The organism is Pseudomonas sp. SBT1-2 (assembly GCF_028640875.1).
Lineage (GTDB): Bacteria > Pseudomonadota > Gammaproteobacteria > Pseudomonadales > Pseudomonadaceae > Aquipseudomonas > Aquipseudomonas chlororaphis_I.
On sequence record NZ_JAQZAA010000028.1, the window covers coordinates 110,505 to 123,533 of the forward strand.

General features: G+C 47.2%; 12 protein-coding genes. 3 read left to right on the forward strand and 9 right to left on the reverse strand.

Annotated features, from left to right (window positions below; genetic code table 11):
- The first annotated feature begins 20 nt into the window (after window positions 1-20).
- The 3 genes from PVZ78_RS03370 to PVZ78_RS03380 are packed head-to-tail and all read left to right on the forward strand — an operon-like array spanning window position 21 to window position 3,912.
- The gene (locus tag PVZ78_RS03370; protein ID WP_273828214.1) at window positions 21-1,013 is read left to right on the forward strand and encodes a glycosyltransferase family 2 protein; all 993 of its coding nucleotides are present in this window, start codon (window positions 21-23) and stop codon (window positions 1,011-1,013) included.
- 4 nt (window positions 1,014-1,017) lie between these two features.
- Complete coding sequence (locus PVZ78_RS03375) at window positions 1,018-1,356, forward strand: EamA family transporter (RefSeq protein WP_273828215.1); 339 nt, start codon at window positions 1,018-1,020, stop codon at window positions 1,354-1,356.
- A gap of 39 nt (window positions 1,357-1,395) precedes the next feature.
- The gene (locus PVZ78_RS03380; RefSeq protein ID WP_273828216.1) at window positions 1,396-3,912 is read left to right on the forward strand and encodes a DUF7657 domain-containing protein; all 2,517 of its coding nucleotides are present in this window, start codon (window positions 1,396-1,398) and stop codon (window positions 3,910-3,912) included.
- A gap of 1,871 nt (window positions 3,913-5,783) precedes the next feature.
- Here PVZ78_RS03380 and PVZ78_RS03385 read toward each other — a convergent pair.
- From PVZ78_RS03385 to PVZ78_RS03425, 9 genes are all read right to left on the reverse strand, one after another.
- Window positions 5,784-6,809 carry an MraY family glycosyltransferase gene (locus tag PVZ78_RS03385; protein WP_273828217.1) on the reverse strand — a complete coding sequence of 342 codons (1,026 nt, stop codon included), beginning with the start codon at window positions 6,807-6,809 and terminating at the stop codon, window positions 5,784-5,786.
- The gene (locus PVZ78_RS03390) at window positions 6,806-7,768 is read right to left on the reverse strand and encodes a UDP-glucose 4-epimerase family protein (RefSeq protein WP_273828218.1); all 963 of its coding nucleotides are present in this window, start codon (window positions 7,766-7,768) and stop codon (window positions 6,806-6,808) included. Before PVZ78_RS03390 ends, PVZ78_RS03385 begins: the two co-directional genes overlap by 4 nt.
- A complete protein-coding gene (locus PVZ78_RS03395; protein ID WP_273828219.1) occupies window positions 7,765-8,688 on the reverse strand; it encodes a glycosyltransferase in 924 nt (307 codons plus the stop codon). Before PVZ78_RS03395 ends, PVZ78_RS03390 begins: the two co-directional genes overlap by 4 nt.
- A gap of 56 nt (window positions 8,689-8,744) precedes the next feature.
- Window positions 8,745-9,635, reverse strand: coding sequence for a glucose-1-phosphate thymidylyltransferase RfbA (rfbA, locus tag PVZ78_RS03400; protein WP_273828220.1), 891 nt, complete (start codon window positions 9,633-9,635; stop codon window positions 8,745-8,747).
- Entirely contained in the window at window positions 9,632-10,525 is an 894-nt protein-coding gene (rfbD, locus tag PVZ78_RS03405; RefSeq protein ID WP_273828221.1) for a dTDP-4-dehydrorhamnose reductase, read from the reverse strand. The genes rfbA and rfbD overlap by 4 nt, the downstream gene beginning before the upstream one ends.
- Complete coding sequence (gene rfbB / locus PVZ78_RS03410; RefSeq protein ID WP_273828222.1) at window positions 10,522-11,598, reverse strand: dTDP-glucose 4,6-dehydratase; 1,077 nt, start codon at window positions 11,596-11,598, stop codon at window positions 10,522-10,524. The genes rfbD and rfbB overlap by 4 nt, the downstream gene beginning before the upstream one ends.
- Before the next feature lie 240 nt (window positions 11,599-11,838).
- Window positions 11,839-12,078, reverse strand: a complete 240-nt coding sequence (locus tag PVZ78_RS03415; protein ID WP_273828223.1) for a LapA family protein — start codon at window positions 12,076-12,078, stop codon at window positions 11,839-11,841.
- A gap of 24 nt (window positions 12,079-12,102) precedes the next feature.
- Window positions 12,103-12,399: an integration host factor subunit beta gene (ihfB, locus tag PVZ78_RS03420; protein WP_273828224.1), complete on the reverse strand. Its 297-nt coding sequence runs from the start codon at window positions 12,397-12,399 to the stop codon at window positions 12,103-12,105.
- A 182-nt stretch (window positions 12,400-12,581) separates the two neighbouring features.
- Window positions 12,582-12,863 (reverse strand): hypothetical protein, encoded by a 282-nt coding sequence (locus PVZ78_RS03425; protein ID WP_039968127.1) that lies wholly within the window; start codon window positions 12,861-12,863, stop codon window positions 12,582-12,584.
- Window positions 12,864-13,029: the final 166 nt, after the last annotated feature.

Here is a 13,029-nt window from a genome sequence, read left to right on the forward strand (position 1 = left end):
AACTTAATGGTATACACCATATGATTTCAAACCAGAAAATTGCGGTTGTAATCCCTTGCTACAAGGTGAAAAAGCATATCCTGAACGTCATAGACGAGATGATTCAAGAGGTCGATAAGATCTATGTTGTAGATGACTGCTGCCCAGAAGCCTCTGGAGACTTTGTCGAAAGCAATTGCACTGACCAACGTGTAACTGTTGTACGGTGCGTAGAAAATCAAGGCGTGGGCGGTGCAGTAATGACCGGATATAACGCTGCTATTCTGGAAAATATGGATATCATCGTAAAGGTCGACGGTGATGGACAAATGGATCCAAGCCTGATTCCAGCTTTTGTAGCGCCTATCATTAATGGAGAGGCCGACTATACTAAAGGGAATCGTTTTTTTGATTTAGAAGAAATCCGCCAGATGCCCAAGGTACGTCTATTTGGCAACGCTGTATTATCGTTCATGACGAAACTCTCTTCTGGTTATTGGGACTTATTTGATCCTACGAATGGTTTTACAGCCATTCATAGAGATGTTGCAAAACACTTACCGATGAAAAAAATCAGTCGCAGATACTTTTTCGAAACCGACATACTTTTTCGATTGAATACATTGCGAGCTGTGGTGGTCGACATTCCCATGGATGCGAAGTATGCCGACGAGGTAAGCAACTTAAAGATTTCCAAAATTATTGGAGAATTTTTCTTAAAACACATGAGAAACATGGGAAAGAGGATTTTCTACAATTACTACCTCCGAGATATGTCTCTGGCTTCACTCGAACTACCTATTGGCTTAATCATGATTATTCTAGGTAGCTTATTTGGCATTTCACATTGGATTAGCTCATTTCAATCCGGCATTGCTACTTCGGCAGGGACCGTAATGCTATCAGCATTACCAGTGATACTGGGCACACAACTTATTCTGGCATTCATTGGACATGATATACAATCCATCCCTAGGAGACCATTACACATCAAAAAACGATACTCTACTCACAATAACGAAACCAAGCGGTGAGTTTATGACTTATCTTATAGCTCTCATCTGTGTATTAGGCATCGCAGCAGGTCAGATTCTTTTCAAACTAAGTGCATCATCCCTTCAAAAAAGCGGGAATTTTTTCGATCAAACTACACTTATAACATTATTTTTTGCCTTTGCATTATATGGTATTACGACAATCGCTTGGGTGTGGGTCCTTCAAAAAATCGAGCTAGGCAAAGTATATCCCTTGATGGCTCTAGCTTTTGTTCTAGTCCCTATAGGCAGCCATCTATTTTTTGGAGAGCGCTTTCAACCTCAATACTTTGTTGGTGTAGCTATAATAATCAGTGGAATTGTAATAGCTGTTAAAGCATAACACCTACAACCTTAAACCGACCAAATGTGTGACAGGTTCATGACCGCATATAAAGAAGCACTCAAAACAATATTTCACAGCATATTTAGCATAATATTACTAACCTCCATAACATTATTTACCCCATACTCCTATGCGCTAACTGAAGTGCATGACGCTAATGGCGCCCAAGGCGTAACAGACCTTATCTCTGTAGAGGGTAATCAAATAATTGCTCAGGGCTGGGCCGGCCCTGACAAAGCAACCCAACAAGTTTCCTCCATCTCCGTTTGGTTAGCGGATAATAAAGTATATGATGGGGGGTTTGAGAGATATGAACGGCCGGATGTTGTTAACGTTACACAACGCAACGATTGGCTACGATCAGGATGGCGCTTAAAATTTAGTATTCCGGACGATATAAAAGCCGGAAACTATCCAGTCCGCATACTAGCAAAACTTGACACTGGAAAAACGGCGACCCTAGAACCTAACAACTCATCAAACTTTCTTTTTATAGACGGCAGCACAAATAAAGGAAAGCATATAGCAAAAACTATAAAGCTAACCATTGCGCTTACATTTATTTTTACACTCATAACTTTTTTTAAAGCTGAGAGCATTACAGTCTGGTTGAACTCAAAAACGGGAAAAAAACTCGAACCAGCCACATTGTTTGGCAGCTATTTGATTCTTGTCTTCATTTTATTTTTAAGCCTTGGAGTTACAGGTTCTTCTTTAAAATATGGGCTATCTCAAGCGCCCTACATCAAAGCTGAAATCACGAATATCTCAGGAAATGATCAGAGCATACGAAGTGATGAATGGCTAGTACTCACGCCTTTAGCCATTGCACAATTTAATCATACTCCCGCCAATCCAGTGATTAATACTAATCATGGAGAAGATGGGCAAAACATGTTAATTGTTGGTATGACCGGTGTACCAGTCGCACATATTTCCGCAATTGCTAAACCTGCTACATGGGGATATTTTGTTTTTGATCTAAAAAGAGCTTTGTCGTGGAATTGGCTCTTTCCTATTTTTTCATGCTTATTAGCATTATGGGCTGTAATTAACATTCTGATGCCAGGAAACTGGAAATCTAGCTTCCTAATTTCACTTTTATTCAGCACAGCTCCATATGTTGTCGCGTGGTCAAACTGGCCAGCTTACGCCGTATTTTTTCCCAGTCTAATATTCGTATGTACTGTCGCAATACTTCGCAGCCCCCACCCCTATGTAAAACTCTCACTTGCGTGTCTTCTAGGAATTTCTTTTGCCGGATTTGTCTTTGTACTGTATCCGCCCTGGCAAGTATCACTTGCATATATATTTATAGCATTGACCGTAGGCATCGTAGTTCGAGACAGGCTATATAAAAATCTCAGCATTATTACGCTGCTTAGTTTTTTTGTCGCTTTAATTATTGCAAGCATGATTCTAAGCCTTTGGTGGATTGATGCACGCACAGCCATACAAGCGATGGAGAATACTGTATATCCTGGACAGCGGACGACTGTTGTAGGTGGCACCATGTCACTGCCATCACTTCTGCGCGGATTCACAAACATCATTACACTCCAAAAACTGGATTCCCCATATAGCAACCAAAGTGAAATAGCATCTTTCTCATATCTACTTATACCCTTAGCGGTTATTTTCTGTATCCGAACACTTCAAAAATCTATTAGCGCATTAGAAACAGCATTAGCTGCTGCGATAATTTTTATACTCATATTTATGTTCTTTGGTGTTCCCACAGAATTTGCAAAATACTCACTTTGGGGCCGAGTGCCAGCTAACAGGGCTGACTTGGCACTAGGTCTTTCTTCTATCTTATTATCAGGGCTAATGCTCAATAGTTATTCAAAAAACCATGCAAACGAGAAACTCATTAAAATAATTTCGTTTGTAGGCGCTCTTTTATGGGCCTACATTTCCTATAAATCTATCCAGAGCCTCAACGATACGATAACAGCCGGATTTAACTCGAGTTTAATGCTAGCTTTAATTATGCTAATCACTGCTCTCGGCTACTTCCTTTCAATCGGAAAGTTTAAACCATACATACTATTAAGTTTGGCTTTTTCCATATCGACAACATTCCCCTTCAACCCTATCAACATAGCGCCAAATAGCGTTATCAACACCTCCAAAACTGAAAACTCAAACAACAAGAGCCACAGGGTGCTTGTTTTAGAAAACATGACCCCTGCAATGTACTTAGTCGCCAGTGGAACGGCTGTAGCAAATGGAATATTTTATTATCCGCAACAATCACTATGGCCACGCCTAGATCAGAATGGTACTTTAATAGACACTTACAATAGATACCAGCATTTGACTTACTCCGGTGGAGATACGGGAAACCTAAAGAGTTACAACATAGAAACGCCACGCCCAGATGTCGTGAAGATTGTCGTTAATCTTGAAAGCTTTGACTTCAATAAAACTGGAGCAATGCTTGTGACTGCCCCCCTCAGTGATGAAAGTGCTCTTAATAAGAATACAAGCTTAGTTTTTTCCGCCAAAGAAAATGGCTGGGTATGGTATTCACTGAAAGCCAAAAATTAATCAACCTAACGATCCAGGCCTCAACTCAGAGGCTTGGATCAGGATACCAAACATCATAGTTAAGTACCCCGCACTAATAAATACTACTTAGTGCAGCAGCTTTTATATAACTTACTCCTTTCGCCACCATTGGACCATACAATAGTCATTGTGCACCAAAAAACCGAACAGTTATTTATAACAACCTTAGCTCAGCATCGACACAATATGACTATCTACTAATGAGCCTTTCTTTGCCTAGCACTGAAACCTATAATAATCTTTTAATTAAGCCCCCCCCCAAGCGCCCCATGCCATGAGCTCTCCCCCCCTTCTACATAAATTAACTCGTGCACCTGACACTACAAACTGTCCTTATTTCTTTCAACGTTCCGGTAACGGCGACGTCTCTGACTCTTGTATTGCCCCCATTCAATCACGGCGTTTTTATTAAGATACGGTTTCTTAGGCCCGGTGCTGATACAACTCTAAAGTTGAGCTAGAGCATTTTGACCTTGGCTACGTCTCGCGCTGCGAAATCATCTCTGCCTGCCGGCGCCATTGGCCTAATCTATGGTTACCCATAGGCATCATGACTTCGCCTTTGAATCTCGACCATCTAAAGAGTCGAATGTTATAGCTGCTATGGCTGCACAGTTGATGCACCCGTCAAAACGAAGGACAGGTAACTAACCCACAAGATCGCACCACTCAAGTGCCTTGGGTTTACCATGCGTGACAAGTAATTAAGTCAGAACAGGCTAGCTTGCTCGACGACTTGGTCAATACCGATATCGCCACGGCGCCAACTATATCCAAAGCACACCAGTAACCCAAGCGCGCACAGCACCATCGTAATTTCTTCGTATACTGATCCATCAAGCCATTGTCAGTATGAGGGCGACCACAAGCGTATCTGTGAGATGCAAGTACGTGCTGCGGCGAACGCTGCATCTATGGGGAATAGGGTCTGCAAGCAGCGAGAAATACTGATCCAGACATAAGTACCGCCTGTCATCGATAAAGGCACACCGACAACAGGCCTGTCTGACTAATATCATAGTGGCCAAGTTTTTCGACCACTTGCTGCTCTATTTGTAGAAAAAAATCTTTGGTCGTTCCGGCCAACCAATCTCCCGCTCACCACTCATATGATGAGTGACACAGGATTCATATCGAAACGCTAGTGCAGTTAACTCAAGACCCCATCGCATTTACGTCTAAGCGTAAGCCAAACCAGTTTCACCGACCTGTCGGGGCAGTCGTTCGCAACTTCAGCCTAAGCCTTAATAGTTAATACGTCCAAAACCTCCTAGACAACTGGAGCGAAAAGTATATCCGCGAGGATTTCATTGGCTATAACACTGACTTTTGACTTCTGCATCAAAGAAAGTAACTCATGATTTTCATAATTTTTTCGAGCTGCATGTGATCAAAAAAATCGGCTGCTGAAAGGCATACTCCTACACTGCCCCGCTATATGAAGTTGAATACGAACTGGGTGAACTGGTATAGGATTCCCGAGAGTAAATATGGCAAAAAAAAGCGACACAGATCATAAATGCACTGCACACTTAGATGTACCCTTAGTAGCCCTCCAGGCAACGGAAAGACAACTATCGTGACAGACGCTGCTCGTACAGTGTTCGTATATCTGAAAATCTACAAGATTGAACAGGTTATCCGGAACACCAAATTTCTGGTAAAGATAGGGGATGGGCTGCTAATGAGTTTGCTTTGAGCTATCTGCATTTTACTAACAAGATATAGATCGAGAGTCAGAAGATATAGAACGAAATCGTCACACCCCTAGTACTCCACTGGGGAATTTAGGTGATTTTGATTTATGGACAAGTATCGATACGATAGACAAGTATTCAACTAAAGCAAACCTAATACATACCAATACTTTTTTCAGAACTTGTCTTTATTTTATAAACCAAAACAAATATAGGCATATATGCAGCAACAATCCCAAAAATACCATCGACAATCCCGATACCAACCAACACGGCCATGGGCAACAGCCATATAATATTAATAACAACAACCATGTTTATCACTAATTTGTGGCTTTTGAGTTTTTCCGCTGCATATTGATAAGCATGGGTTCGGTGAGCCTGATATATTTTTTCACCTCGTATTAAACGCACGATCAATGTCCAAGTCGCATCCACTATAAAAACAGCGAGAATTATTAACCAACTCCACAAAAAATTAGCGTTTACGGATGCAGACAAGATCGCCATAACACTGATTATTATTCCAAGAAAACCACTGCCCGCGTCCCCCATAAAAATCCGTGCCGGCGGAAAATTCCAGCACAAGAATCCCATCACGGATGCGGCCAATACCAGAGGAGTCCAAATCAGACCAATATCTCCACTGAACCAATAAACGAGACTAATACCAAGGCAAGTGCTAATCGCCTCCACACTGGCCAATCCATCAATGCCGTCCATGAAGTTATATAGATTTAGCATCCAGACCAAATACACCAACGCCAGGATGTTGCCGGACCATCCCAAATCAACGGTCATGCCGAATAGATTAATCGGAGGAAGCCCGTTAAGACAGAATAGTGCCCAAGCTGCTGCGATGAAATGCCCTAGCAATCGCCATCTGGCAGCGATATGCCCATGGTCATCAGCGAACCCAATAATTGCAATAAGCAGGCCCGAACCAAACAGACCATACAAGGCTGCCGGCGCTAACAGATCAAGTCCCGCAAGGACAGGAAGTGCCAGAAGAAGGGAGACCACAATGGCCACCCCTCCACCACGCGGCGTTGGGACCGAATGAGAACTTCGCTCGTTAGGGATGTCCATTAAACTCTTCGCTAAGGCGTAACGACGCAAGACGAGCGTCAATATCCAGGAAATAGCGAATACCACGAGTAGCAGCCACCAAACAATCATTTCGTTTGCTTTTCCAGATAATGGTCAGCCGTCTGAAGCATGGCTTTGTCCATGTTGATGAGTGGCGTCCAACCCAGTAGCTCGCGATTTTTTTTGATATCAACTTGCAGCGAGTCACATATCCGTTGAGTAACAGCTTGTTTGCCCAGCCTTGAGGCTACGAATTTCAACAGCCACTCAGGCAAAGGCAAGAGTCGGGCAGGTTTACCTAACGCTTTGGATAGACGATACAACAGTTGAGTTGTGGATAGGTCTTCCCCGTCGCTCACTAGAAAGATCTGATTGGCCGCGGCGGGATGGTCAATGCAAGTAACGATAAGACTCATCAGGTTTTCGATTGCTACCAGGCTACGCTGATTCCGAACCGAGCCAAGAGGCAAAGGCATTTCTTTATTAAGCCAACTCAACATGCTCAGAAAGTTAGCTTTCACACCCGGACCGTAGACCAGTGGTGGACGGATGATCACCACTTCCATACCGGTGTCACGGCCTAGTTGCTTCAGGGCCTCTTCGGCTTCGTACTTGGAGATACCATAAGGATCCTGCGGATTCGGATGATCATCAGCGTTGAATGGCTTACCCGGGAGTGTGCTTTCGCCGTTGACCTTGATCGAGCTGATGAAAATAAAGCGTTTTACTCCCGACGCTACAGCATATTGAGCCAACTTGAGCGTCCCTTCCACGTTCACTTTGCGAAACTCGGATAATGCATCCACCGCGTTTTCATTCATGACATGAACTCGGGCAGCGGCATGAACAATTACCTGAATATCATCGAGTGCGGGCAGGATCTTAGCGCGGGAGAGATCGAATGGCACCACAGGACACAATCCGTGCAACCGAGTGGCGCTGCGAGCAGCTGCAATCGGGTTGAACTTCTTGTCCACCAACAGCCTGAAGACTAACGCCTCTCCAACAAACCCGCTTGCCCCAGTGACCAATACCTTCGGGGCGGTCATTTGGCTTTCTTCCCTATCAATGCGGTAGCCCAGCAAACACAAAAGAAAAATACTTTATCCCGTACTCGCCGCCGACAACGCCAGGCGCTGAAGGAAAGCTTCATGAGTTGTCTGCGGCGCAGTTTCAGCCATGTTTGCACGAAAGGATCAGCCCCCAGCCCTACCAACAGTACAATCAACTGAACCTGATTGAACCACCAACCGTCATGAATGGTTTTGTAGCGGGCAATCAATGGGCTCAAGCCCTTATTGGCGCCTATCTGGTTACGCTCATGCTGGCGATAGTCCATGGACGGCTCAGAGTCGATATGCCAACGGTAACCATGGCTACGCGCGAAGGCGTAGCAATACCAGTCATGCAAGCTGACATCTTGCAGCTGCTGCCAATTGACGAGCATCGAAGCCTTTAGCGAGTCCATGAGTTCTTTGCTCATCACATAGGTACAGCCAGGTCCAGCCGCTTCGAACAGAAAATCCCATTTGACCTGAGGCTGCGCCTTATCCAGCACATGAGTGGTGCCATCTGGCCAGAAGGCCGTGACATTACTGGAGTAGGCATCTACGCGACGTACTTGAATGGCCTGGGTCGCACGCTGGAGTTTATTCGAATGCCAAACATCATCCTGGTCAGCAAAGGCGACAAAGTCATAACCTTCAAAGGCAACATCACGGATGAGGCGGAAGAAGTTGCGGGAGGCACCGCCAAAACTACCGACGGTCGGCAAGACCAAAATCTCAGAGTGCTCAGCCGCATAGGCTGCACACCAAGTTTCGGTACCGTCAGTGGAGGGATCAATACTGATATAAACGGTTACGTCGACAGCGGACTGATCGAGGATCGAGGCCAACTGCTCCTCGATCCACTGCATACCATTGTAAGCAGCCAGCAAAACCGCAACTTTGGGATGTTTTACTGGCATGCCATTCCTGCCTGGACTGGTTAAACGCTACTGTTCGAAAGGGTTGAGCTTTCGAATCAGTGGGAAGGCGAGTCCAGGAGTTTCTGCAGGTACTGACCGTAGCCCGTTTTCTTCAGAGCATCGGCCTGAACACCCAACTGCTCGGCAGTGATCCAACCGTTGTGATAAGCGATCTCTTCGAGGCACGCCACTTTCAGGCCTTGACGCTGCTCGATGGTATGTACGAAGTGACTGGCCTCCAGCAGCGAATCGTGGGTACCGGTATCCAGCCAGGCGAAACCACGACCAAGCATCTCGACGTTGAGGGTCTTCTGCTCGAGGTATGCACGGTTAACGTCAGTGATTTCCAGCTCGCCACGCGGGGATGGTTTGATGTTCTTGGCGATCTCGACGACCTGGTTGTCGTAGAAGTACAGGCCAGTCACCGCGTAGCTGGATTTTGGATTCAGCGGCTTCTCTTCGATACTCAAGGCGCGGCCGGCAGCGTCGAACTCGACTACACCAAAACGCTCGGGATCAGATACGTGATAGCCGAAGACTGTTGCTCCGTGCTGCCGGGTGCTGGCAGAGCGCAGATTATCGGAGAAGTGCTGACCGTAGAAGATGTTGTCGCCCAGGATCAGGCAGCAAGGGTCTTTACCAATGAACTCTTCGCCAATGATGAAGGCTTGTGCCAGGCCGTCCGGACTAGGCTGCTCGGCATAAGTCAGCTTGATGCCGTACAGGTTACCGTCACCCAGTAACTTGCGGAAGCAAGGCAGGTCTTCAGGGGTGGAGATAATCAGGATTTCGCGCATACCGGCGAGCATCAGCACCGACAACGGATAGAAGATCATCGGTTTGTCGTAGATCGGTAACATCTGCTTGGACACGCCGAGGGTCAACGGATGCAGACGAGTGCCCGAACCACCTGCGAGGATGATGCCTTTACGATTTGTCGTGGTCATTTATTCAGGACTTCCATAAGCATTCGAGTGACACCACTTCGCCAATCTGGCAAGTGTAGAGAAAAATTGTCGCGCAGCTTCTGAGTGTTCAACCGAGAGTTCAGAGGGCGGCGCGCCGATGTTGGGTAATCGGCTGTATCTATCGAATTGATTGCCTTAACGGCTAGCTCTTCGCCATTAGCCTTGGCGAAACCGATCACATGACTGGCATAACCATGCCAGGACACTTCACCAGCCGCCGCCAAGTGATACAGCCCCGCTAACTCAGGGTGCTGCAGCACTTGTTGAATGGCCAACGCCGTCACATCGGCGATCAGGTCTGCCCCCGTCGGGGCGCCGGTCTGGTCAGCGATGACGTTCAGGGTTTCGCGATCCTTGGCGAGACGTAGCATGGTTTTGGCGAAGTTGTTGCCGCGAGCGCCATAGACCCAGCTTGTACGGAAGATCAGGTGCTTGCAGCCCGAAGCAGCAATCGCTTGCTCACCGGCCAGTTTGCTGGCGCCGTAGTGATTTACCGGCGCGACGGCATCTGCTTCTTGCCATGGTTTCAGACCTTCTCCACTGAACACGTAGTCAGTCGAATAGTGAATGAGCCAGGCACCTAAGGATGCTGCCTCTTCAGCCATGATCTGACTCGCCTGACCATTCACGCGGTCGGCCAGTTCAGTCTCGGATTCAGCCTTATCGACCGCGGTGTAGGCCGCTGCGTTGACGATGACGTTGGGTTTGACCTGACGAATCGTCGCACGCAGTGCGTTGAGGTCAGACAAATCGCCGCTCAAACCATCGACCAAGTGACGGTCCAGAGCAATCAACTCACCAAGTGGCGCAAGGGAGCGTTGTAACTCCCAGCCCACCTGACCGTTTTTTCCCAATAGAAGGATTTTCATGCCTTGTCCGAACGATCTGTGTAGTTCTGATCAATCCATTGCTGGTAGCTGCCGCTCTTCACGTGAGCTACCCACTCAGTGTTGTTCAGGTACCACTCGACGGTTTTGCGAATGCCGGTTTCAAATGTTTCTTTCGGTGTCCAACCCAGCTCGCGCTGGATTTTGCTGGCGTCGATTGCGTAACGCTGATCGTGACCCGGACGATCCTGAACGTAAGTTATCAGGCCAGCGTGTGGACGATGAACCGAGTCTGGACGCAGTTCGTCGAGCAGTGCGCAAAGGGTATGCACCACTTCGATATTTTGCTTCTCGTTATGGCCGCCGATGTTGTAGGTCTCGCCGATAACGCCTTCGGTCACGACCTTGTAGAGTGCGCGAGCGTGGTCTTCGACGTAGAGCCAGTCACGGACCTGGTTGCCTTTACCGTAGACCGGCAGCGGCTTGCCTTCCAGTGCATTGAGGATGATCAGCGGGATCAATTTCTCAGGAAAATGGCAAGGACCGTAGTTGTTTGAGCAGTTGGTGACCAGTGTTGGCAGTCCGTAGGTACGGCTCCAGGCTCGAACCAGATGATCGGAACTGGCCTTACTGGCCGAATAAGGTGAGCTTGGCTGATAAGGAGTACTTTCGGTGAAAAGGTCTTCCGGACCTTCAAGGTCTCCGTAAACTTCGTCAGTAGAAATATGATGAAAGCGAAAGCTGACTTTCCGCTCATCATCCAGAACACTCCAATACTGGCGAGCAGCCTCTAACAACGTATAAGTACCAATGATATTGGTCTGGACGAACTCAGAAGGGCCGGCGATCGACCGATCAACGTGAGATTCGGCCGCCAGATGCATGATCGCATCGGGTTGGTGTTCGTTTAGAACACGATCGATCTGACCTCGATCACAGATATCCACATGTTCGAAAACATAACGCTCGTTCTGAGCGACTTCTGCCAATGACTCAAGGTTACCGGCATAAGTAAGTTTATCGACGTTTACTACGGAGTCGGTAGTATTGGAGATGATATGGCGAATGACTGCAGAACCGATAAACCCGGCGCCGCCGGTTACTAGAATTTTCACGCGAAAACCATACCCTTGAGTTTCTGACAAAGCTGCACACTCAGCATTGTCGATCCATGAATACAGAGCTACCGTATCGGCCGTAGCCCCCGAAAAGCATCCTGTCCACGCCAGTGGATACCTTAAGAAATCTCCAGCTTTTCGGACAGGCACAACATTTTACAGTTTAAAGAAGGATTTACTAACGGATCTAGACAAACAGTCCGTAAAAAATTCAGGCAGATCCTTAGCTTGTCGCAATCAGACCAAGCGTTTACGACGTACTCTTGCGATACAAGTAATGGACCAACCCAGAATGGGACCAATCAGCATTCCCACTAGCAACGCGGCAACGACCACAAGCGATACAGGCAACTGCGGCGCCCCCCAGCCAAGGAACAGCAGGGAAACGGATTGCTGATTCTCAAGCACAAATGCCAGGATGATCAACAGCAACAGAAAAACAGCCGCGACAAGAAGTACACGCCTCAAATTACGCATCTACAGCTCCTCGGGGCAACGCCCTCAAACCCCAGCCTCCTCATCTTCATTCACACGATCCCGAAGCTCTTTACCCGGTTTGAAATGTGGAACGAACTTGCCGTCGAGACAAACAGACTGACCGGTTTTAGGGTTGCGACCTACACGCGGTGCACGGTAGTGCAGAGAAAAGCTACCAAACCCCCGGATCTCGATGCGATCGCCAGTGGCCAGGCATTGGGACATTTGCTCAAGCATGGTCTTGATGGCCAGCTCCACATCCTTGGATGAGAGCAGCCCTTGATGGGTGACAATTCGTTCGATCAACTCCGACTTCGTCATATTTTTCCCTTCTTTTTCAAGCAGCTAGATAAGCGCTTCAAAGGTTTTAGCACGACCAGGGGATTTTGAACAGCCCAAGCTTGACTTATCTCCCACCTTGCGAAAACGCCACAAGCAAAGGCATTCAACAGCACGCGGAACGAAAACCCAACGGCAATTCGACCTTCCTCCACGCCATCCTACTAGCGGCATATGACAAGCATGGTCCGCGTGAGGTACCCCGCAGGATTCCAACCAAAGGGATAGTCACCCTCCTCGTCCTTGGCATCACTGGATCTGGTGATGACTTTGTAGCCATCCCCCTTGCATTCACGCTCAGCGCGCCTGTAGCACTTGTCCCATCCAGCCCCAAGACCGGAGCAGTCGATCTCGATGCCGCTGACACCACGGACTGCATGGACCTTGGCGTTGGTCGTACAACCCACCAAGACTAGAACCGCAAAAACCACAATGAGATTTTTCATCTACTTCCTTACACCGGGCAATCGCCCCACCATCATTCAGCTCAAGCAAGCCTAGCCCTGAATAGGTTATTGATCCGCTTAAGAAAATAGACACCCGAATGACTCTATTGGTTTCCCCCTTGACAGATGCAAGCCAGAACCCAAATCGCAGACACAAAAAAGGGCG

Excerpts from the sequence above, each read along its gene's own strand:
- PVZ78_RS03370 (WP_273828214.1), top strand. The coding sequence starts at position 21 with ATGATTTCAAACCAGAAAATTGCGGTTGTAATCCCTTGCTACAAGGTG.
- PVZ78_RS03375 (WP_273828215.1), top strand. The coding sequence starts at position 1,018 with ATGACTTATCTTATAGCTCTCATCTGTGTATTAGGCATCGCAGCAGGT.
- PVZ78_RS03380 (WP_273828216.1), top strand. The coding sequence starts at position 1,396 with ATGACCGCATATAAAGAAGCACTCAAAACAATATTTCACAGCATATTT.
- PVZ78_RS03385 (WP_273828217.1), bottom strand. The coding sequence starts at position 6,809 with ATGATTGTTTGGTGGCTGCTACTCGTGGTATTCGCTATTTCCTGGATA.
- PVZ78_RS03390 (WP_273828218.1), bottom strand. The coding sequence starts at position 7,768 with ATGACCGCCCCGAAGGTATTGGTCACTGGGGCAAGCGGGTTTGTTGGA.
- PVZ78_RS03395 (WP_273828219.1), bottom strand. The coding sequence starts at position 8,688 with ATGCCAGTAAAACATCCCAAAGTTGCGGTTTTGCTGGCTGCTTACAAT.
- rfbA (WP_273828220.1), bottom strand. The coding sequence starts at position 9,635 with ATGACCACGACAAATCGTAAAGGCATCATCCTCGCAGGTGGTTCGGGC.
- rfbD (WP_273828221.1), bottom strand. The coding sequence starts at position 10,525 with ATGAAAATCCTTCTATTGGGAAAAAACGGTCAGGTGGGCTGGGAGTTA.
- PVZ78_RS03415 (WP_273828223.1), bottom strand. The coding sequence starts at position 12,078 with ATGCGTAATTTGAGGCGTGTACTTCTTGTCGCGGCTGTTTTTCTGTTG.
- ihfB (WP_273828224.1), bottom strand. The coding sequence starts at position 12,399 with ATGACGAAGTCGGAGTTGATCGAACGAATTGTCACCCATCAAGGGCTG.
- PVZ78_RS03425 (WP_039968127.1), bottom strand. The coding sequence starts at position 12,863 with ATGAAAAATCTCATTGTGGTTTTTGCGGTTCTAGTCTTGGTGGGTTGT.